At 54.2% G+C, this 20412-nt stretch carries 15 protein-coding genes; 11 read left to right on the forward strand and 4 right to left on the reverse strand.

Annotation, left to right across the window (positions count from 1 at the left end; translation table 11 throughout):
- Positions 1–293: 293 nt before the first annotated feature.
- Positions 294–1718, forward strand: coding sequence for an esterase-like activity of phytase family protein (locus IR195_RS03915; RefSeq protein WP_206048791.1), 1425 nt, complete (start codon positions 294–296; stop codon positions 1716–1718).
- Positions 1719–1791: 73 nt separating this feature from the next.
- Here the strand turns inward: IR195_RS03915 and IR195_RS03920 are convergent, their stop codons facing one another.
- Positions 1792–2709 (reverse strand): ion transporter, encoded by a 918-nt coding sequence (locus tag IR195_RS03920; RefSeq protein ID WP_206048792.1) that lies wholly within the window; start codon positions 2707–2709, stop codon positions 1792–1794.
- A 29-nt stretch (positions 2710–2738) separates the two neighbouring features.
- Positions 2739–3647 (reverse strand): CYTH domain-containing protein, encoded by a 909-nt coding sequence (locus IR195_RS03925; RefSeq protein WP_206048793.1) that lies wholly within the window; start codon positions 3645–3647, stop codon positions 2739–2741.
- A 135-nt stretch (positions 3648–3782) separates the two neighbouring features.
- Between IR195_RS03925 and IR195_RS03930 the strand changes: the two genes are divergently transcribed.
- The 8 genes from IR195_RS03930 to IR195_RS03965 all read left to right on the forward strand — a co-directional run bounded on the left by IR195_RS03930 (position 3783) and on the right by IR195_RS03965 (position 11588).
- Positions 3783–4463 carry a TIGR00153 family protein gene (locus tag IR195_RS03930; protein WP_125745835.1) on the forward strand — a complete coding sequence of 227 codons (681 nt, stop codon included), beginning with the start codon at positions 3783–3785 and terminating at the stop codon, positions 4461–4463.
- A gap of 9 nt (positions 4464–4472) precedes the next feature.
- The gene (locus tag IR195_RS03935; protein ID WP_206048794.1) at positions 4473–5738 is read left to right on the forward strand and encodes an inorganic phosphate transporter; all 1266 of its coding nucleotides are present in this window, start codon (positions 4473–4475) and stop codon (positions 5736–5738) included.
- A 146-nt stretch (positions 5739–5884) separates the two neighbouring features.
- Positions 5885–7198, forward strand: a complete 1314-nt coding sequence (argA, locus tag IR195_RS03940) for an amino-acid N-acetyltransferase (protein WP_206048795.1) — start codon at positions 5885–5887, stop codon at positions 7196–7198.
- Between the two features lie 254 nt (positions 7199–7452).
- Complete coding sequence (glnH, locus tag IR195_RS03945; RefSeq protein ID WP_125745841.1) at positions 7453–8190, forward strand: glutamine ABC transporter substrate-binding protein GlnH; 738 nt, start codon at positions 7453–7455, stop codon at positions 8188–8190.
- 67 nt (positions 8191–8257) lie between these two features.
- Complete coding sequence (gene glnP / locus IR195_RS03950; protein WP_125745843.1) at positions 8258–8914, forward strand: glutamine ABC transporter permease GlnP; 657 nt, start codon at positions 8258–8260, stop codon at positions 8912–8914.
- Positions 8911–9639: a glutamine ABC transporter ATP-binding protein GlnQ gene (gene glnQ / locus IR195_RS03955; protein ID WP_125745845.1), complete on the forward strand. Its 729-nt coding sequence runs from the start codon at positions 8911–8913 to the stop codon at positions 9637–9639. The genes glnP and glnQ overlap by 4 nt, the downstream gene beginning before the upstream one ends.
- On the forward strand, positions 9632–10663 hold the full coding sequence (locus IR195_RS03960; protein WP_206048796.1) for a C45 family autoproteolytic acyltransferase/hydrolase: 1032 nt from the start codon (positions 9632–9634) through the stop codon (positions 10661–10663). The genes glnQ and IR195_RS03960 overlap by 8 nt, the downstream gene beginning before the upstream one ends.
- A complete protein-coding gene (locus IR195_RS03965) occupies positions 10635–11588 on the forward strand; it encodes a MurR/RpiR family transcriptional regulator (protein ID WP_125745849.1) in 954 nt (317 codons plus the stop codon). Before IR195_RS03960 ends, IR195_RS03965 begins: the two co-directional genes overlap by 29 nt.
- A gap of 3 nt (positions 11589–11591) precedes the next feature.
- Here IR195_RS03965 and xseA read toward each other — a convergent pair whose 3' ends face one another.
- On the reverse strand, positions 11592–12932 hold the full coding sequence (xseA, locus tag IR195_RS03970; RefSeq protein ID WP_206048797.1) for an exodeoxyribonuclease VII large subunit: 1341 nt from the start codon (positions 12930–12932) through the stop codon (positions 11592–11594).
- 175 nt (positions 12933–13107) lie between these two features.
- Here xseA and guaB point away from each other — a divergent pair, with 175 nt between their 5' ends.
- Together guaB and guaA are read left to right on the forward strand one after the other, a co-directional pair.
- The gene (gene guaB, locus IR195_RS03975; protein ID WP_125745853.1) at positions 13108–14577 is read left to right on the forward strand and encodes an IMP dehydrogenase; all 1470 of its coding nucleotides are present in this window, start codon (positions 13108–13110) and stop codon (positions 14575–14577) included.
- A 96-nt stretch (positions 14578–14673) separates the two neighbouring features.
- Positions 14674–16251 (forward strand): glutamine-hydrolyzing GMP synthase, encoded by a 1578-nt coding sequence (gene guaA, locus IR195_RS03980; protein WP_125745855.1) that lies wholly within the window; start codon positions 14674–14676, stop codon positions 16249–16251.
- 149 nt (positions 16252–16400) lie between these two features.
- Here the strand turns inward: guaA and IR195_RS03985 are convergent, their stop codons facing one another.
- On the reverse strand, positions 16401–20354 hold the full coding sequence (locus IR195_RS03985) for an NACHT domain-containing protein (RefSeq protein WP_206048798.1): 3954 nt from the start codon (positions 20352–20354) through the stop codon (positions 16401–16403).
- Positions 20355–20412: the final 58 nt, after the last annotated feature.

Here is a 20412-nt window from a genome sequence, read left to right on the forward strand (position 1 = left end):
GCCCCGCAAGTTGTCCCTGTGCCGCTAGTCACTAACATGTCATTCACCTGTCATTGGTTGCCACTAAGTTATCTTGGTGGCTGTGAACATAGCGATATGCCATAACAAATCGAACCTTCCCGGTGTGAGCGCGTTTTAGTAAGACAGCCGTGACGGCGCCACCCCTCATTCGATATTCCTGCCACTAGACTTTTCATAACTTGCCTTGCTCCGGGGCACGCTGGAAATTGTGCCTGTGGAGGCGGCTGAGACGCCAACGGGCGTCAACCTGTATTCGATAAGGAAACCAACCAATGAACCGTCATAAGCTCTTTATGGCATCCTTACTGACGTCCTCCCTGCTGGTGGGCTGCACTGATAATGCTAACGCTGATGATACCAATGCCACCGTGTTCGATAGCTTCCCCGCCGCTGGTGTGTTTCTTCCTCATAGCGTATTACGGGATGATCTAACAGATGGCAAATCTCAGCAGGCTTTTGAGATCCGTAATGGCGGCTTTGGATCGGCAATGACCGCTCATCCCACGGATTCAACGCGTTTCTATGCATTGACTGATCGTGGCCCCAATGCCAATTTTGTTGGCGACTATGGCAAGGGGAAAGTCTTTCCGACACCGGACTATACGCCCCGTATCGGTCTGTTTGAGCTTCAAGCGAACGGTGTGATCGAACAGGTTGCCACCCTTTTGCTTAAGCGCCCTGATGGTAGCGAGATCAGTGGTCTGCCTAACAGCTTGGCACTCGGTGGAACGGGGGAAACCCCTTACCATGCCAATGGTCAGCCGATCTTAGTAGACGATAGCCAGCCCTATAATGAAGCCACTAATCCGATCCGCTTGGATGATTATGGTCTGGATGGCGAAGGGCTGGTGGCGCTATCGGACGGCACCTTCTGGGTTAGCGATGAGTACGGTCCGCACATGGTTCACTTCGATGCCGAGGGTCGTGAAATCGGTCGAATCAACCCTTTTGCTGACGACGACAGGGTCGAGATGAACCTGCCAGCAGAGTTTGCCAACCGACGTGCCAACCGAGGTATGGAAGGGCTGGCTATCACGCCGGATGAGCAAACGCTGGTAGGTATTATGCAGTCCACACTGTACAACCCTGGCAGTGCAGTGAAGGATCTGGATATCACCCGCATCGTTACAGTGGATCTGGACTCGGGGGAGATTGGCCAGTACCTCTACCGCCAAGAGCAAAACCAGAACTCTAACTCGGAGCTTGTTGCGCTGAGCGCCACTGAGTTTTTGGTGCTTGAACGAGATGGCCGTTTTCTGAACGGTGGTCCTGACGGTGCTGAGGCTGCGACACCTGATGCTCAGAAGCAGGTTTACCGCATTGACCTTGCCTCGGGCACCAATCTTGAGGCGGTTTCAGCCAACGGCGATCTGGAACAGGATGCCGAGCTGGGGCTAACCTTGGCAGGTAAAACCCTGGAAGAAGTGGTTCTAGAGCAGGGATGGAGTGCTCTGGCCAGCGCCGGAATCGAGCCAGTGAGCAAGTCTCTAGTGGTAGATATGGTGGCAGAAGTCGGTTATCCCCACGATAAAATGGAAGGTCTGTGGGTGATTGATGACCAACGCTTGGGGGTGCTGAACGACGATGACTTCGCCACTTGGTCCACCGATGGTCAGCTTGAGCAGAAGATGTTGGACGCCAACACTGTGGATGGCGGCCGCTTGTTTATTATCGAGGCCGACCTGAGCGCCGATTGATCAACGTAACGGCCTAGCAATCACATAATCTCCCTAAATGAATTACTGCGCGCCCTGGGCTTGGCTATTTTGGTTAGCTGCCCTGGGGCGTGTTTGTGTCTTCGTCTCCCTCGTGGCTATCTTTTGGGTCTGCTGCTTTCTTGCGCGGGTCTTCGCTCTCTTCATCCAGCCAGGTGCCACAGCGCAGACAGTAACGAGCGCGCTTTTCATGGCGGTCATGGCCACAGCCGGGGCAGGCTTCTTCTGAATAACGGTCTTCGCGAATGGAGCGGATAACCTGGGCGGAAAATACCCCGGTAGGCACGGCAATAATCGAATAGCCCAACAGCATCAGAATCATCGTGATCGCTTTGCCTATCGACGTGGCGGGGACAATATCGCCGTAGCCCACCGTGGTCATGCTCACGATTGCCCAGTACATCGACATTGGAATGCTGGTAAAACCGGCTTCTGGAGACTCGATGGTGTACATCAGCGCAGCAAACAGTATGACGACCATCATGATGCTGCTAAAAAACAGCAGGATTTGACGAATACTGCGTCTAAGCGCATCGAGTAGTAAACGCCCCTCGCCGATAAACTCCATCAACCTCAAAATCCGGAAAATGCGTAGTACCCGCAGTACCCGTACGATGACCAGCCCGTGAGCACCAGGCACCAGCAGTACTAACCAGGCTGGCAAAATCGCGATCACATCGACAATGCCGTAGAAGCTTTTTAGGTAAACCGTTGGGCGCTCTAAGCAGTAAATCCGCACCGCCAGTTCAATGCTGAAAAGTAGCGTAAATAGCCACTCTGCATAGTAAAAAATGTGCCCGTAGCGTTCGGAGTAACTCGCTACGCTGTCCAGCAAGATAACCGTCACGCTGATTAAAATGGCGATAATCAGCGCAATATCAAACCCTTTGGCTCCCGGCGTATCAGACTCGAAGATAATATGGAAAAGCCGTGTGCGCAGTCCTTCTGCACCGGGAGTTAATTGAAAACTCATCGCGACATCCTGAAGTGGGCTGAATGTTTCTAGCGTAGCGTGGTTTGATAGGCGAAGCGATGCGCCAGGGTTAGCGCAGCAGTGCCATAAGCGGACGTTGGATAGCCATTGTCCGTTAGTGACTTGGTCAGCACCTGAGCGTGGCGGTGGGAGCTTTCATCCAACTGCGGATGAGTCGCCAGTGTGGCTAACGCCTGCTGTGCAATGGTTAAGTGTTCTGCAAGGCCACTATCGTGGTAAGCGTCCAGCGCCACTGTGGCTCTGTGTAGCCACTCAGCCGGTGCGTCAGCTTCAGGTAGCGCCCACTGCTGCACGCCTAACGCATTGCCGCGAGCAGCTTTGCTGGTATCCGAAGGTCGCAGCGGTACGCTTTCCGTGAGCGTTAATGCTAGCCCCCAAAGCGCTTCTGGCTCACCCGCTTTTAGTTCTAGTTCGACCTCGCAAATAGCCGCTTGAGCACCACCGCTGACAATCTCTCCTTCGTCCAACACGAGCTCGATATGGCTGCCCTGCCAGTCGATTTGCCAGCTGCGCCGGGTAAAGTCAGTGCGCAGCGCAGGTCGTAGCGCGGAAATAGCGGTGCCTAGTGAGTCTTTGAAGGGCGGAAGGGCAGCTAAGCCATGCTGGTCAAGCTGTGGGTTAGGAACTTGCCACTCCCACTCTTGCCGGGTAGAAAGGCCGCCGCCACCATGACCGGCAGTTTTCACCGTTTGTAGCACCCGATCATCAACTTGGCGTAAACGCACGGCAATCCGTGCATTGGCCATATCGCCCGCAGGGGTATCGAAATAGGTGTTCGACAGATGTTGCCGTTGGGGTGTTTCGGCTAGTGCTGTGTGGCTCAGCAGCGTGTTTAGTTGAGCTGGCGCAAGGGCAAGCTTAAGCTCTATTTCGGTGGGCGCTGAAATAGAGTTAGAAGTAGATGTTGAATTTTCCATGACATTAGCCACCTTTGTATTGTGACATTTCAATTAATTTTTCATGACATTGTGAACTTTTCATGACGGCGGCGAGCGCACTCTTTATACTGGCGCCGCCATTTCCAGGCTCCCCGAAAACAGGCTAAAGGCTATATGGTTACCTCCAACCCTTTTTCCGCGATGTTTGGCCGCTCGCCATTCCAGCCGCTGCTGGCCCACATCGTCAAGGCCAATGAATGTGCCGACCAACTGTTGCCGTTCTTCGAAGCATCGCTTGCCGGTGATTGGGATACCGCAGCTGTACTGCGTGAAAACGTTACTCGCTTAGAGCATGACGCCGACACGTTGAAAACAGAGCTACGGCTTAACCTGCCCAACACGATGTTTCTTCCCGTCTCGCGGTCCGATTTGCTCGACCTTATCAGCGTGCAAGATAAGATCGCCAACAAGGTGCGCGACATTACCGGCATTATGCTGGGACGTAAAATGCGTGTACCCAATGAGCTGGCCGACCCCATGCGCGATTATATGCGTACCAGCGTGGCGTGTGTGGCTCAGGCTCGCCAAGCGCTTGAAGAGCTGAAAGAGCTGCTTGAGTCCGGTTTTGGACGCAATGTTTCCGATGTTATGCAGAATATGATCCGTGAGCTGCACACCCTTGAGCACCAAGCCGACAGCCAGCAGATCGCGATACGTCGCCAGCTGTTTGAGCTTGAAAGCCAGCTTCCTCCTGTTGATGTGATTTTCCTTTACAAAATCATTGAGTGGGTCGGTGAAGTTTCTGATCGCGCTGAACGCGTGGGCAGCCGCCTACAGATTTTGACCGCACGCTAAGGGATTCCTATGCAGATTATTGCCCAGCACGGTGAAATTTTTATCATTCTGGCCTGTTTGTTTGGCTTTTTTATGGCTTGGGGCGTTGGTGCGAACGATGTTGCCAATGCGATGGGAACCTCGGTGGGGTCAAAAGCGATCACCATCAAGCAAGCCATTATTATTGCGGTTGTCTTTGAGTTTTTAGGTGCTTGGCTGGCGGGTGGTGAAGTGACTAACACCATTCGTAAAGGCATTATTGACCCAGAATTGCTCCAGGAAGATCCACAGTTACTAGTGTACGGTATGTTATCAGCGTTGCTAGCAGCGGGTACTTGGTTACTGGCGGCATCGATGAAAGGTTGGCCGGTTTCCACAACGCATTCAATTGTAGGTGCCATTGTGGGCTTTGCCGTAGCAGGATTGGGTGCCTCTACGGTTGATTGGGGCGCTGTTGGCACCATTGCAGCAAGCTGGGTCGTTTCTCCTCTTTTAGCAGGCACTATCGGCTTTGTGCTGTTCAAATCAGTGCACCACCTGATTTTTGAAAATGATAATCCCTTCACAGCTGCCAAACGCTATGTACCGGGCTACGTATTTTTGGTTGGTTTTATTGTGGCGATGGTCACGCTAACCAAAGGCCTGTCTCACGTTGGGCTGGACCTGACCTTTAGTCAAAGCCTGCTGCTGTCTATCTTGTTAGGACTTGTGATCATGGCTGTAGGCCTAGTGATGCAGCGTCGTATCAAGTTTGAGAAAAATGCCAATGATCACTTTGGATACGCCAACGTTGAGCGGGTCTTCGGCGTATTAATGATCTTTACTGCGTGTGCCATGGCGTTTGCTCACGGCTCTAACGACGTTGCGAACGCGGTTGGCCCGCTAGCGGCGGTCATTAGCGTGGTGCAAACTGGCGGCCAAATTGAAGGCTCTGCGCTAGTGCCCTGGTGGGTATTGGTACTGGGCGGTGGTGGTATCGTGGTGGGCCTAGTCACTTACGGCCACAAAGTCATTGCCACCGTGGGAACCGGTATTACTGAACTCACTCCCAGCCGTGGCTTTGCCGCCACGCTGGCAGCCGCGACCACAGTGGTATTAGCTTCAGGCACGGGTCTGCCGATTTCAACCACCCATACATTGGTGGGGGCGATATTAGGCGTAGGTCTTGCCCGGGGTATGGCGGCGCTTAATCTGCGTGTCATTGGCACTATTGCCATGTCCTGGCTGATTACGCTACCTGCCGGGGCTGGTTTGGCTATTCTGTTCTTCTTTATGTTCAAAGGCATGTTTGGTTAACAGGTAGGGATAACCCCGCCCAATACGTGGCTGGTTGGCCAAACGCACAGCGGCATCTTCTTTTACACAAGAAGGTGCCGCTGTTTTTTATGCTCTGTTAAAGTAAACGCTGATACTTTCATTCACCTGCTGCCGGAGAGCGGCCCTTGGACACACGCTTCCCTTTTGTTGATTGGTTTCGTAATGCTTCGCCCTACATTAATGCGCACCGGGGACGAACCTTTGTCATCTTAATTGAGGGCGAAGCCATGGCGTCTGGCCGAGGAGAGCAGCTGATTCAAGATTTAGCGCTGCTACACACCCTGGGGGTGCGGCTAGTTGTGGTGTTTGGTATTCGCCCACAAGTGCATGACGCATTGACGGCTGCCGGTGTCGAGCCAACACGGGTGGATGGCCGATGGGTAGCTGACCGAGCGGTGATGGCTCACGTGGAACAGGTAGCCGCACGCCAGCGCTTATGGCTAGAAGCTCGTCTTTCCCTGGGGCTGCCTAGCACGCCACTACACGGTGTAGAGCTTAGCGTGATTTCCGGCAACTTGGTGACCGCTAAGCCATTAGGGGTGCGTGAAGGCATTGATTTTGATCACAGTGGTGAAGTACGCCGAGTGCGCTCAAGCGCTATTGAAGGGCTGTTGGAAAAAGGCTCGCTGGTGCTGCTGCCGCCGCTGGGTTTCTCCAGCACAGGCGAAGTGTTTGATTTAGATGCCTCGGAAGTGGCGCAACAGGCTGCCGTCGCGCTGAAAGCGGATAAGTTGATTCTATTAGGCGAGTCGGAAGGGCTTGAAGACGAGCATGGTGCGCTATTGCGCCAGCTTTCTCCGGCAGAGGCCGAACCGCGCCTGCAGCAGGCGTTGCCGGGCAGTGAGTTGGCACGCCACTTGAACGCCGCTTGCATCGCCGCTAGGGAAGGAGTGGCGCGCACCCATCTACTTTCCTGGCGTAACCACGATGCGCTGCTAGGGGAGTTATTCACCCGTGACGGCGTTGGCACCATGATCACCCAGCACCGCTATGAGCAACTGCGCCCAGCCAGGCTGAACGACGTTGCTGGCCTGTTAGAGCTGCTGGAGCCGCTGGAGCGACGTGGCATGTTGGTGGCTCGTTCGCGGGAACGACTAGAGCACGAAATCGACGACTACATGGTGATCGAACGTGACGGCATGGTAATTGGCTGTGCCGCGTTGCATGTTTTTCCAGGCACCACGGTGGGGGAGATGGCCTGTGTCGCGGTGCATGGCAACTATCGCGGCGGTGAGCGCGGCGAGCGCCTAGTGGAAGCGTTAGAGCGTCGCGCCCGACAGCGTGGGCTTTGCGAAATATTTGTGTTAACTACCCACACGGCCCATTGGTTTGTCGAACACGGCTTCCGTGCTGCCAGCCTAGATGACCTACCGCCGCTAAAACGCGAAGCTTACAACCACGCCCGAAAATCCAAGGTGTTGGTGAAAAATCTAGCCTAAAAACGCTTACTTAAAGAGAAAGTTCTAGACGAGCCGGGTGTCTTTGCGACACCCGGTTTCGCATGCGTGTAAAAAATAAATGCAAATATTTGGTCATTTTAAGTATATGTGCAATTATATTTGCAGATGGGCTTGTGGTTAAAACCAGCAAAGCCAATTCAAGCCCATCTAAGCCAAATCAATAACAACACCGTTATCTACACGCTACGTCACTCACGCATAACCAATAACATCGACGTCACGAGGATTTCTCCATGAAAACACTAACCACGTTAATGGCTGCTACTGCGTTTTCTCTCACGGCAGCGACTGCCGCCGCGGACAAGCTAGTGGTTGCCACCGATACTGCCTTTGTGCCCTTTGAGTTTGCTCAAGACGGTGAATATGTCGGTTTTGATATCGATATGTGGACAATGATTGCCGAAGAGCTTGAGCTGGAGTTCGAGCTAAGGCCAATGGATTTCAATGGCATTATTCCTGGCCTGCAGACTGGCCAGTTAGATGTTGCCCTAGCGGGGATTACTATCCGTGAAGACCGTGCTGAGGTGATTGATTTTTCAGATGGCTACTACGAAAGCGGCTTCCGCATTATGGTGCCAATTGATAGTGATATCGAAAGTGCTGAAGACTTAGCAGGCAAAATGCTGGCCGTTCGCACCGGCACCTCTGCTGCTGACTATGCACGGGAAAACTTCACCGACACCGAGCTACGCCAGTTCCCCAATATCGACAATGCTTACCTGGAATTACGCACCGGCCGCGTTGATGCCGCAATGCATGATACGCCCAATGTTCTCTACTACATTGCCACCGCTGGTGACGGCCAGGTAAAAGCTGTCGGTGAGCAGATGATGGCGCACGAGTATGGCATTGCGTTTCCCAAGGGGAGCGAGCTGGTCGAGCCAGTTAACCAAGCATTAGCGGCGATGCGGGAAGATGGCCGCTACGACGAAATTTACGCGAAGTGGTTCGGCGAAGCGCCCAGCAAATAATCTCCTGAAGTTTTATTTACTAGCGGAGGGCTTCCTCCGCTGACGTTGCATTGTCAGGAGAGTCTAGATGAATATCGATTGGTCGATTGTTATAGGATTTTTGCCTGCGTTGCTTAATGGCGCAAAAATCACGCTGTATATCACCGTAACGGGGTTGATCGGTGGTATTACGCTGGGGGCTGTTATTGGCCTGATGCGCGCCTACGGCGGCTATATCCTCAATACACTGGCGTTTATCTACGTCGAAATTATTCGAGGCACGCCGATTGTTGTACAGGTGATGTTTCTGTATTTCGCCTTGCCGGTGCTGGTGGATATCCGTATTGACCCGATGACGACAGCAATCCTTGCGATTGTCATTAATGCTGGGGCGTACGTTGCTGAGATTGTGCGTGGCGCAGTGCTATCAATTTCAAAAGGATTAACCGAGGCAGGACGTGCTATCGGTTTGCCGCGCTGGAAAGTGGTGGTCTATATCGTTGGACCGCTCGCCTTTCGCCGCTTGATTCCACCGCTGGGTAACCAGTGCATTGTCAGCCTGAAAGATACCTCCTTGTTTATTGTGATTGGTGTCGGCGAACTGACGCGCACCGGCCAAGAAATCATGGCGGCTAACTTCCGCGCAGTCGAGATATGGACGGCGGTCGCCGTGTTATACCTGATTATGACCGGCACGTTGTCGCTACTGCTGCGTATCATTGAGAAGCGGATGAGGATCTTATGAGCGCCATCATAGAGTTCAAGAATGTGTCCAAGCACTTTGGCCCGCTTAAGGTACTTGATAAGGTGGATTTGGATATCAATCGTGGCGAAGTGGTCGTGCTAATAGGACCATCCGGTTCTGGAAAATCCACCTTGCTGCGCTGTATTAACGGGTTGGAAATGATCACCTCGGGGGATCTTCTCGTTGACGACATGAGCGTTAAGGGAGGCAACAAAACGCTGCGCGAAATTCGTCAGGAAGCGGGCATGGTCTTCCAGCAGTTCAACCTATTTCCACAAATGACAGCGCTGGAAAACGTGGCCTTTGGCCAACGCCATGTGCGCAAAATGGGACGTAAGGCGGCTGATAATAGTGCCCAGGAACTATTGGAAAAAGTCGGCCTGGGGGATAAATCGAAACACTATCCTCATGAGCTTTCTGGTGGGCAGCAGCAGCGGGTCGCTATTGCTCGAGCGTTGGCGATCAAGCCCAAAGTAATGCTGTTTGATGAACCTACCTCCGCGCTTGACCCTGAACTCAAGCAGGAAGTACTGAATGTTATGCAAAAACTGGCAGAAGAACAGATGACCATGGTGGTGGTGACCCATGAGATGTCCTTCGCCAAACAGGTTGGCACGCGCTTGATTTTTATGGAGCACGGTAAAATTGCGGTTGATGCCAACCCTGTCGATGTCATTGATAACCCGCCTAATGACCGGATGAAGGATTTTCTGCGCCATGTCTAAACAAATGAGCTCTATTGGCTGGCAGATTATCAATGGACAGCCACGTGACATTGGCGTTGCTCTTGGGCGCGCAGGGCGTGATGCGGTGCATCGCTTTTTGCTGCCAAGCTCTATCTGGGCTGAAATTAACGACCCGATTTACCGGAACGCTGTTGCTATCATGGCAGCCAATACGCAGCGTGATTTTCCTCAAGTGTGGGAAGAGCTAGAGGGACTTGCGGAAGGTCTTAACCTGCCCATTGAAGCGGTATTCGCCTGGAACTGCCGGGGTGACCTGTTGGCCCATGCACCGGACGGCTGCACGACCTTGGCGATCCCCGGAGAAACGCCGCTGGTGGCGCATAATGAGGATGGTCTGCCATTCTTCCGTGGCCACTGTTTTATGGCTGAAGTGACATCAGCGATGGGCGAGGGGTTTACCGCTTTCTGCTATCCCGGTTCGATACCGGGCCACACGCTGGCGTTTACCCGCCAGGGCTGGGTGCAGGCGGTCAATAATTTGCGCTTGCTCAATGTGACGCCTAAGGTGCCAAGAATGGTGTTAGGACGGTCGGCTTTAAGCCAGCCCAATGTGGCCGGCGTCGTTGCACTACTGCAGCATTATAATGAGTGCGGCGGCTTTCATTTTTCGCTTGCCGAATGTGGGCAGCGAGAGGTGATGAGTATCGAGTTTGGTGGTGGGGAGGCTGCCCAGCTAGCACTCAATGCCCCCAGCGTGCATGCTAATCATGCGCTGTATCACCCCAGTGGTGTGGCATCTCAATGGATTACTGACTCCTCACGAGACCGACAGCAGCGTGGAGATCAGCTGCTAGCGGAAGGAGAGACTGCGCCGTTGGCCATTTTGCATGATCAACAAACCAGTGGCCTGCCCATTCTGCGACTCAGTGCTGACGACCCTGATCACGAGAATACTCTGGTCACGGCGGTCATGCGTCTTGAAGTGGATGGTGTAGCATGGCAACTTTATGATCGCCCTGGAGCGCCACCCGCTTATGACGGAAAACTCTTCTTCGCAAGTTGACTCTTCGCTCTCTAAACACTTGATAGCTGAGCGCCAGCCCCCGGAAACCGTTGATGGTCTGCGTGAACTGGCGCTTAGCATTGCTCGGGGCGAGAGCGAGCTACGTCTTGGCCCCAAGTCGCGGGAAGTGCTGGCACGCCTGCTCGATCTTCAGGGGGATCAGGTGCTGCTGTCTATTTCTTCGGCAGCTCGTCGGTTAGAGGTCAACCCATCGAGTATCTCTCGCTTGGCACGCTCTCTCGGCTATGCCCGTTTCAGCGATCTACAAAGAGTTCTGTTGAGCGCGAACTTTACCTCTTCTGCCTCTTTTTACCGCGACCATGCTGCCAGCGCGTTGGCTGCCGACAAGCGCAGTTTGCATGTCCAGGCGGAGCAGTTATGCGCTGAAAATAAGCACAATATCGACCGCTTTCTGCAAGGGGTAAAGCATGATGATATTGAAACGTTCGCCCAAACAGTGATCAACGCACCCAGGGTTCGGTTGTACGGAGTACGTCAGTTTCATGCACTGTGCAGTTTCTCTGCTTACGGGCTAGGCATGCTGCGCCCTGACGTAGCTCTGCTTAGCGACGCCACTAACGGGGTCGCGGAAGGGCTGGCGTCGTTATCCGAAGGTGACGTGCTGATTGCCGCCAGTTGCCAGCCCTATACGCGCCAAGTGGTGGATGTGTGCCGGATGGCGCAGGCTCATGGCATTCAAACCTTGGCCGTAACCGACTACGCCAGCTCCGCATTGGTTGAGTATGCCCAGGTATCTATTCTGGTGCCCCATGAAAGCAGCTTTATTTCCAACAGCATGGTGGCCTATTTTGCCGCCATGGAGTGCCTGATTAATGCTTGTGCCACCCTGGCAGGAGATGACGCAGGTAAGGCAATTTCGCGGCGAGATCGCTTTATCACTGAGCTGGATATTGAGATGCGCTAAGCGCTACTGCTTGTAGCGCCGTTTTACCTCTACGTTTAGCCGACCTTCACCCAGCCGTAGCGAGAGCTTCTGACCTGGCGCGGTGTCCTCTGCCCGGCGGATAACCTGGCCCTTTTCATCCTGGGCAATGGCATAGCCGCGCCCCAATACCGCCAGTGGGCTGATGGCATTTAGCTCACGGGCGGCGCTACTCAAGCGTGCCTGACGCACTTCCAACGCCCGCTGCATAGCGCTGGCTAAACGGCGCTGGAGCTGACTAACACGCTCTTGCTCTGCGCGGTGCAGGCGCACCATGTCCTGGCTGGCTAAGCGTTTGCTTAACTGGGTGACCCGCGTTTGTTGCTGCTGAACGGTTTGCTGCATGGCGCGCTGCAGCCGTTGGCAAAGGGCGGTAACGTGCTGGCGTTGACGCTCAAGCTGCTCGCCTGGGTGGCGAAGGCGGGCGCGCAGGGTATCCAGCCGCTGGCTATCGCGCTCTAAGCGTGCCTGCATGGCACGCTGTAAGCGGTTTTCTGCCTGGGTTAATTGCTGCTTAAGCGCATGCTGGTCAGGCACTAAACGCTCGGCCGCTGCTGATGGGGTAGGGGCGCGCATATCGGCGGCGAAATCCGCCAGGGTGACATCCACTTCGTGACCCACTGCCGACATCACCGGTAAGCGGGAGTGAAAAATCGCCCGTGCCAGATGCTCGTTATTAAACGCCCACAGGTCTTCTAAGCTACCGCCGCCGCGGGTGATCAGCACCACATCCTGGTCAGGGTCTAAGCGCGCTTGTCGGTTCAGTAACCCCAGCGCCGAAATCATCGCAGGGGCAGCCTCGGCGCCTTGTACTGGCACTGGGATCAGCGTGACATCTGCCAGTGGCCAGCGCGCCGCCAGCACTGCCAGCACATCGCGAATGGCTGCGCCGCTGGCGGAGCTTAAAATCAGAATTTTGCGGGGAGGAAAGGGCAGGGGGCGCGTATTGGCAAACACACCTTCGCCTTCCAACTGCGCTTTTAAGCGCTCAAACGCCGCCAGCAACTCCCCTAAGCCCGCCGCCTGTACGGCGTCAGCAATCAACTGATAGTCGCCGCGCGGTTCGAACAGCGAGACCCGGCCGCGCAGCTTAACCTGATCGCCATCGCGCATCGGTGCTGCCACAAAACGCGCCCGCTGGCGAAACAGCGCACAGCGAATTTGCGCACGCTCATCCTTCAAGGTGAAGTAAATATGCCCAGACGCCGGGCGGGAAACATTGGAAAGCTCGCCCTCTACCCACACTTCGCCCACATCGCGCTCAAGGGTCTGTTTGGCGCGCTGATTCAACTGACTAACAGAAAGCGCTTGTGGTGTATCGGGCATAGAGCAACCTTAAAAAGAGAATGAGCGAGCGGGCGACTTACGTAAGAATCCTAACTTATTAGCCATTGGTCTGGATTGAAAACCTTCTTCACATTGCTGGAAAGGCCCTCAAAACGCTATAATAGGGGATTAACTTTCCACGCCCCACTTCCTCTTCTATCAGGGTGTTGCCGCTATGCTACGTATGGCCCAAGAAGCACTTACGTTCGATGACGTACTCCTCGTTCCCGGCTTCTCCGATATTCTGCCCAAGGATGTCAGCCTCAAAACCCGCCTGACCCGCAATATTTCACTCAATATCCCGCTGCTTTCCGCTGCAATGGATACCGTTACCGAAGCGCGTCTAGCAATTGCGATGGCTCAGGAAGGCGGCATTGGCATTATCCATAAGAGCATGACCATGAGTCAGCAAGCCGCTGAAGTGCGTAAGGTTAAAAAGCACGAAAGCGTGATTGTCAAAGATCCAGTCACCGTTAGCCCTAAGGCGAAGCTGGATGACCTGCTGGCGATGGCGCGTGAGAACGGCTTTTCTGGCTTCCCCGTCGTAGAAGGCGAAACCCTGGTAGGTATTGTGACCGAGCGTGATATGCGCTTCCAGCCCAACCACGGCGACAGCGTGGCGGACATCATGACCCCCCGCGAGCGGTTGGTTACCGTCAAGGAAGGCACCGACCTTGAAACCAGCAAAGCCAAAATGCGCGAACACCGCATTGAGAAAATGCTGATTGTGGATGACGAATTTCATCTGCGCGGTTTGGTAACTTTCCAAGATATCGAAAAAGCCCGCACTTACCCGATGGCTGCCAAAGATAGCGACGGCCGCTTGTTGGTAGGTGCCGCCGTAGGTACTGGCCCGGAAACGCCGGATCGCGTTGCTGCCCTGGCCGAAGCCGGTGTCGATGTGATCATCGTTGATACTGCCCACGGTCACTCTAAAGGCGTTATTGACCGCGTGCGCTGGATCAAAGAGAACTTCCCGAATATTCAAGTGATTGGCGGCAATATTGCCACCGGCGCTGCCGCTAAAGCGCTGGCGGAAGCGGGCGCAGACGCCGTTAAAGTGGGTATTGGCCCCGGCTCTATCTGCACCACACGTATTGTGGCAGGCGTGGGCGTTCCGCAAATCACCGCGGTGTCTAACGTGGCAGAAGCGCTGAAAGAGTTCGATATTCCGCTGATCGCCGACGGCGGCATTCGCTTCTCGGGTGACTTAGCCAAAGCGATCGCCGCTGGCGCAAGCGCCGTGATGGTCGGTGGCCTGCTGGCCGGTACCGAAGAAGCGCCGGGTGAAGTTGAGCTTTACCAAGGCCGTACCTACAAAGCCTACCGCGGCATGGGCTCCATGGGTGCCATGTCTCAGAGCCAGGGCAGCGCCGACCGCTACTTCCAAGATAAGAACGAAGGTGCCGAGAAGCTGGTGCCGGAAGGCATTGAAGGCCGCGTACCCTATAAAGGCATGATGGGCGCTATCGTTCACCAGCTGATGGGTGGCCTGCGCGCCTCTATGGGTTACACCGGCTGCCGTAGTATTGAAGAAATGCGCACCAAGCCGGAATTTGTACAAATTACCAGCGCTGGTTTTAACGAATCCCACGTTCACAACGTGCAGATCACCAAAGAAGCCCCCAACTACCGGGTGAGCTAACCAGCACGTTTAGTTAAATGGCGCGGCGGGCATTGCCCCGCCGCTTGCTTTTTGGCCTTAACAGCGGCACCCACACCGCTTAACCGAGACCCCGCCATGAGTGACATTCACGCCCATAAGATTCTGATTCTCGACTTCGGCTCCCAGTACACCCAGCTGATCGCCCGCCGTGTACGTGAGATCGGTGTATTCTCCGAAATCCGCGCCTTCGACATCACCGAAGAAGAAATTCGCGAATACAACCCGAACGGCATCATCCTGGCCGGTGGCCCGGAATCGGTGACTGAGTTGGATTCCCCGCGAGCACCGGCGTGCGTGTTCGAAATGGGCCTGCCGGTGTTTGGTATCTGCTACGGCATGCAGACCATGGCCGAGCAGCTTGGCGGCAAAGTGGAAGGCTCTAACCAGCGCGAATTTGGCTACGCCCAGATTCAAATCGACGGCGACACCCCGCTGTTCAAAGACATCAAAGACCACATCGATACCGACAGCGGCAAAGGCCTGCTAGACGTATGGATGAGCCACGGCGACAAAGTCTCCCAGGTGCCTGACACCTTCACCGTGACCGCTTCCACGCCGAGCTGCCCGATTGCCGCCATGGCCTGGGAAGAGAAGCAGTTCTACGGCGTACAGTTCCACCCGGAAGTGACCCACACCCTGCAAGGCCAGCGCATTCTTGAGCACTTCGTGCTGGATATTTGCGGCGCTGAAAAACTGTGGACGCCGGCACAAATTATCGAAGACCAAGTACAGCGCGTACGCGAGCAAGTGGGCGACCGCCATGTACTGCTTGGTCTTTCCGGTGGTGTCGACTCCTCGGTTGTAGCAGCGCTGCTGCATAAAGCCATTGGCGACCAGCTGACCTGCGTATTCGTCGATAACGGCCTGCTGCGCAAAAACGAAGGCGACCAAGTGATGGAAACCTTCGCCAAGCACATGGGCGTGAAGGTGATTCGTGTCGACGCTGAAGAACTGTTCCTGGGTAAGCTGCAGGGCGAGAAAGACCCGGAAGCCAAGCGTAAGATTATCGGCAACACCTTTATCGACGTATTCGATGAAGAAGCCAGCAAAATTGAAGGCGTCGACTTCCTGGCCCAGGGCACCATCTACCCGGACGTGATCGAATCCGCCGCTTCTAAAACCGGCAAAGCGCACGTGATCAAATCCCACCACAACGTCGGTGGCTTGCCGGAAACCATGAAGCTCAAGCTGGTGGAACCGCTGCGCGAACTGTTTAAAGACGAAGTGCGCAAACTCGGCCTCGAACTCGGCTTGCCCTACGATATGGTCTACCGCCACCCGTTCCCTGGCCCCGGCCTGGGCGTGCGCATTCTGGGTGAAGTGAAAAAAGAGTACGCCGACATCCTGCGCGATGCCGACGCTATCTACATCGAAGAACTGCGCGCCGCCGGTTGGTACGAAAAAACCAGCCAAGCCTTCGCCGTGTTCCTGCCGGTGAAATCGGTAGGTGTAGTAGGCGACGGCCGCCGCTACGAATGGGTTATCGCGCTGCGCGCGGTCGAAACCATCGACTTCATGACCGCCCGCTGGGCGCACCTTCCTTACGAGCTGCTGGAGAAGGTCTCCAACCGGATTATCAATGAGTTGGAAGGGGTTTCGCGGGTGACTTATGATGTGAGCAGCAAGCCGCCTGCTACTATTGAGTGGGAGTGAATGCGGGGCAGGGCCGTTGAGCGAGCTTTAACTCCAGCGCAACAAACGCTTCCTTCGAAAGCCTGCCGTTACAGGCAGGCTTTTTTGTTGCAAGGCGCTCTCTAGTTGGTGTTAATTTTGATATTCGATTACTGAAAATAGCGCGAGGTTTAACGCGATAAGTCGAGCACTATAACTTCGATCCGACCCGCTTTGACTGATGAGTTCTGTTCAAGCTTATTTTGTAAATCTTCGGCGCTGGTTGGTTTGGCTCCACCTCCGGGAGGTGTAGAAATTTTGTAGCCGGAGCCAAACCAGAATACTAGGAATAGGCCTTGTCCCTCCGCCTGCCAGTGGCCGGTATAGAATGTTTCAAGCTGGCTATCAATTGCTTTCCACAAGTCTCGGTGCTGTTGGCGTTTGGCCTCTAATGGCAACAGCAGAGAGTTATGCTGGAAGACAATATCTGCGCGCTTATCTTGAGGCATATCGGCCTCGTTGGCTGGATAGATCGACAGGGGCGCAAGATGGCCGCGTAGTAGTGCAACGGTTCGGTCGCGACATTCGTTCTCCGAGCGTGGACAGCCGTTATCGGTCCAGTACAAGTTGACCTCATCCTCTGAGCTGCCGCGTAACCGCCTGGCTAGTTCTCGCATTTCGTCAACCACTATCGAGCACAAGTCGGCAACGCTGTTTGGTGAGCTGTCGTCCAGTATCATCTTTATCTGGTCGAGTGTCGGTGGGGCATAGCTTTCGTCAGCTTGCTTCTGCAACTGTTCGGCAGAAACCGTCCGCAGCGCCCATGTATAACTATCCTCGTGTGCGTCTCGTAGTGCTGTGAGCGCCGCTACGGCCTCAGTAGAGACATCGCTTCCTAGTCTAGTAATTAGCGTCCGAATATATTCCGACGCATCCCAATGGTTTACATCGCCTACCATCTCCGAGTTTGGCCAGCTAACCTGTGGCCACTGCCCACGAAAGGTAGCTATCAACCAGGCGAGCTGGTTGATCGATAGGAAGGAGCCGGTTCCATTGTAACGCCCGCCATGTCCAGATCGGTCTCGAAAATGCCAAATCAACTCTGGCTCGATCTCATTGCCTAGCCATGCACGTGCCACATCGAAATCTACGATTAGCGCTATCGCCTGCCAATTCCGACGCCGTTCGTCGTCAATTTCCCGCTTTTGTCGATCGACAATCAAATCCCGCAGCGCGTCACGGCGGTTTGAGCGCAGCAATCGGTCGATCATTTCTGACTCTGCTTCAGCTGACATGTCGGGGTAATGGGTTAACCAGTTTTCGGCGAGATCTGCTCCGAACCCACTATCATCGCTGCGCATGAATGCTCTAAGATGATCCACATGCTGAACCTGCTGTCTCAACTGCGGCTCGGTATAGAGCCGCACCACTTGTTTCCATCGTTCACGACGCTTCAATTCGACTTCGATCTTGGGAGCAAGCTCCTGTAGTCCTGCGTGATCGCAGATGGCCGTATGCCAGCATTCGAAAAGTCCAGCCGCCAGCCGCTCGCTACTCACTCCCTCGAATGGCTCCGACAATGTTCGTGCCCGTTCTGCGAGTGCCGCAACGATAATGTCGCCTGACGGCCAGCACTTACTCTGGGCGTAGCTCAGTGCTATTGTTTTCGCGCTAGGTCGTGGTGGGTAGGTTTGAAGAAACGCCTCGAATCCTATACGCGCTGCAGCTGCGATTTCCTCGCCCAACCACTCCGCAACACGCTTATGTGCTGGCACGTCGTTGCCGATATCCCGAAAACGTTTGAGGTATGCCTGTGCTGGTGCGAGAATCCATCTAAATTGTCCTGATCTGACTCTCTCTATATTGGCGAAGAAGTCGCGGCGGTGCTCATCGAACTTGGCAGCCTGCTTTGCCCTGCGCTGTCGCTTATTTTCTTCTTGCTTTCGCTCCCATTCTGGAATCTTTCGCTCGGCTAAGTTATCAATCCAGGTGAGCAGATCGGATCGGTGATGTGCGAAGAGCTTGGCCGCTTCACGAAGTGCCTTACCCTCCTCACCCCATGTTCGACCAAGCATAATAATTTCTCGCCAGCGTTCGTCGGTGCGATCATTAGAATCTAGAGTTTGTAACAGGCTAATAATTTCATCCTGTGTGGGATACAAGTTGATGAACCCAAGCTGCAGTGGCCAAGCTCTCTGCGATATATTTTTGTTGTCCGCTTTATCAATTAAGACATGCCGTTGGATAGCTCGGCGTACTAACGGATTTTTATTTAGCCATTCTCCAATTTCCCTGCCTTGGTCGCGTTGATAGGAAGCTGGTCTATTGAAAGGTTCGAGCCATTGCCAAAGCCGCAGCGGCTCCACTGCATGGCCATTCTTGAGCCTCCTGAGCAACAAAGCATATTGAAGGTCAATCAAGCTGTTTTCTTCTATATCAGCATATCCAGAAAGGAGCATTTCGGCCTGAGTGGCAAAATGGTCAAGTAGGCCGTCTAGCCTTGCTATAGGAACCTCTCTGGCAAGAGGGTAAAAGAGTCCGAGTACAGTGTTGCGCTCTGCTTCAGACTCAATTGGGCATACAGAAAGCCCATCGTGAGCGAAAACGATTGCTACAATCTGCTCATCGCTTAAGGCCTCCACACCGATATCATCAATCAACTCGTACGCGAGTCGAAGTGCATCCTTCCTTATCTGTTGCCGCAACTTTTCTAGAAGCACAGACCAGTTCTCGCCACCAAGTGCAACCAGTACCTGGGCGCTCTCAAGGCGTATACCGTAGGGTTCGGCCTCACTAAGCATGAGCTCGCGTAGTAACGTGCGTTGGCTCTCAGCCGTCGGTGCACCTTTGAGTTGCTGCAACAAAAATGCCCTTAGTCCGAATTCGGACTCAGTGTTACTAATTACGCGTGCAACTTCACTCATAAGAGGTGGCATTACCAGCGCCGCTGCTCGGTATTCCTGCCAGCCGCTAAATCGAGGATTATGTGTAGAGAGCCGTTCAAGTGCCGTAAATAGCTGCCGTGCCTGCTCGCATGCTAGTTCCTCCGCGTCGCCATATTCGACTACCCCCATTGGATCGGCGTCGATCACCGCCTCTGCTAATTGCCGGTCACGTGCCAGCCAGGCGTGGAGACCGCGCAGCGAAGCGGGCACTAGACCGTTCGACCGGAACAGCCTGAGAAGGCGTTGACGCTTCGTTCGCGTATCAGCGCGCGAAGCTAGCCAGCGTGCGCCTACAAATTCCCCGATGCGGCGATGGGTGTAGGTCAGTCCATCCAGATCGGTTGCGAAAAGTTTTGTGTTTGCCGCTAACTTTACGTGGCCGTGATCAAATGCTTCAACCTCTGCCAGTGGCAGAGCCTTGTCAGCAGGTTCAATCGCACCGCTCGGTTGATCGATGATGCGTGAATTGCTCGTTAGTATCAGAGCTGAAAATGCTGCGCCCGCCGCATCAAGAACTACATCATGTGGTAGCTCAGTTTTCAGACAGTTATGCTCTTTCCTGAGCGTATCGATAGCGCTCTCAAAAAGAGAGCCGCTGGTTGCTGGCAACAGCCGATCTTTAGGCAGAGCTGCTATCAGCTTTAACGTCTGTGGGTTTCCAAGGAAATCGAGACCGAATCGCACGAAATGATCAAGCAGCGTTCGTGCGCGCTTCGCGTCGCCAATTAAAAGTTGGGTGAGCAGCTCGTATTGTTCATCTTTGTCGAGCGGTGTGAGATGCACTTCCAGTGGTGGCACATCGCCATATTGGTCGGCAATCGCCTGTGTTGAGATAGCAGCACGCCAATCCGCTACTCGGCAGCTGATAATGAAAGGGGGGTAGTCGAGTTCACCTAGCTTTCTCAGTACTAGATTGACCGCATCTCCGTCGGATTGGGCGGACACCTCATCGAGCGCGTCGATAACTAGACGTTCATTGTCGCCGAGAAGAGTCTCTGGCCGCGGCTTATTAATCAACTGCTGAGCGCGGCAGAAAGCGTTACCATTTTTCGCGCTTAGCTCCTTAAGTAATATGGTCTTCCCCATGCCTGGCTCACCAAGCACGACGATAGGTTCACGGCGCATCAGTAGGTCGTCTTGCTTCAGATGGTGCTGACCATTTTGGTCGGCAAACCACAGCTTTCTCTGAAAATAGCTCAAGCGCACTCTCTCTTGATCAATTGAACACCACCGCTAATCCCTAGCCTATCATTTGTTA

Origin of the sequence: Vreelandella venusta (assembly GCF_015689495.1) — a bacterium.
Taxonomy (GTDB): domain Bacteria; phylum Pseudomonadota; class Gammaproteobacteria; order Pseudomonadales; family Halomonadaceae; genus Vreelandella; species Vreelandella venusta.

Excerpts from the sequence above, each read along its gene's own strand:
- IR195_RS03935 (WP_206048794.1), top strand. The coding sequence starts at position 4,473 with ATGCAGATTATTGCCCAGCACGGTGAAATTTTTATCATTCTGGCCTGT.
- IR195_RS03965 (WP_125745849.1), top strand. The coding sequence starts at position 10,635 with ATGACGGAAAACTCTTCTTCGCAAGTTGACTCTTCGCTCTCTAAACAC.
- IR195_RS03930 (WP_125745835.1), top strand. The coding sequence starts at position 3,783 with ATGGTTACCTCCAACCCTTTTTCCGCGATGTTTGGCCGCTCGCCATTC.
- glnH (WP_125745841.1), top strand. The coding sequence starts at position 7,453 with ATGAAAACACTAACCACGTTAATGGCTGCTACTGCGTTTTCTCTCACG.
- IR195_RS03960 (WP_206048796.1), top strand. The coding sequence starts at position 9,632 with ATGTCTAAACAAATGAGCTCTATTGGCTGGCAGATTATCAATGGACAG.
- guaB (WP_125745853.1), top strand. The coding sequence starts at position 13,108 with ATGCTACGTATGGCCCAAGAAGCACTTACGTTCGATGACGTACTCCTC.
- xseA (WP_206048797.1), bottom strand. The coding sequence starts at position 12,932 with ATGCCCGATACACCACAAGCGCTTTCTGTTAGTCAGTTGAATCAGCGC.
- IR195_RS03915 (WP_206048791.1), top strand. The coding sequence starts at position 294 with ATGAACCGTCATAAGCTCTTTATGGCATCCTTACTGACGTCCTCCCTG.
- guaA (WP_125745855.1), top strand. The coding sequence starts at position 14,674 with ATGAGTGACATTCACGCCCATAAGATTCTGATTCTCGACTTCGGCTCC.
- IR195_RS03920 (WP_206048792.1), bottom strand. The coding sequence starts at position 2,709 with ATGAGTTTTCAATTAACTCCCGGTGCAGAAGGACTGCGCACACGGCTT.
- IR195_RS03925 (WP_206048793.1), bottom strand. The coding sequence starts at position 3,647 with ATGGAAAATTCAACATCTACTTCTAACTCTATTTCAGCGCCCACCGAA.
- glnP (WP_125745843.1), top strand. The coding sequence starts at position 8,258 with ATGAATATCGATTGGTCGATTGTTATAGGATTTTTGCCTGCGTTGCTT.
- glnQ (WP_125745845.1), top strand. The coding sequence starts at position 8,911 with ATGAGCGCCATCATAGAGTTCAAGAATGTGTCCAAGCACTTTGGCCCG.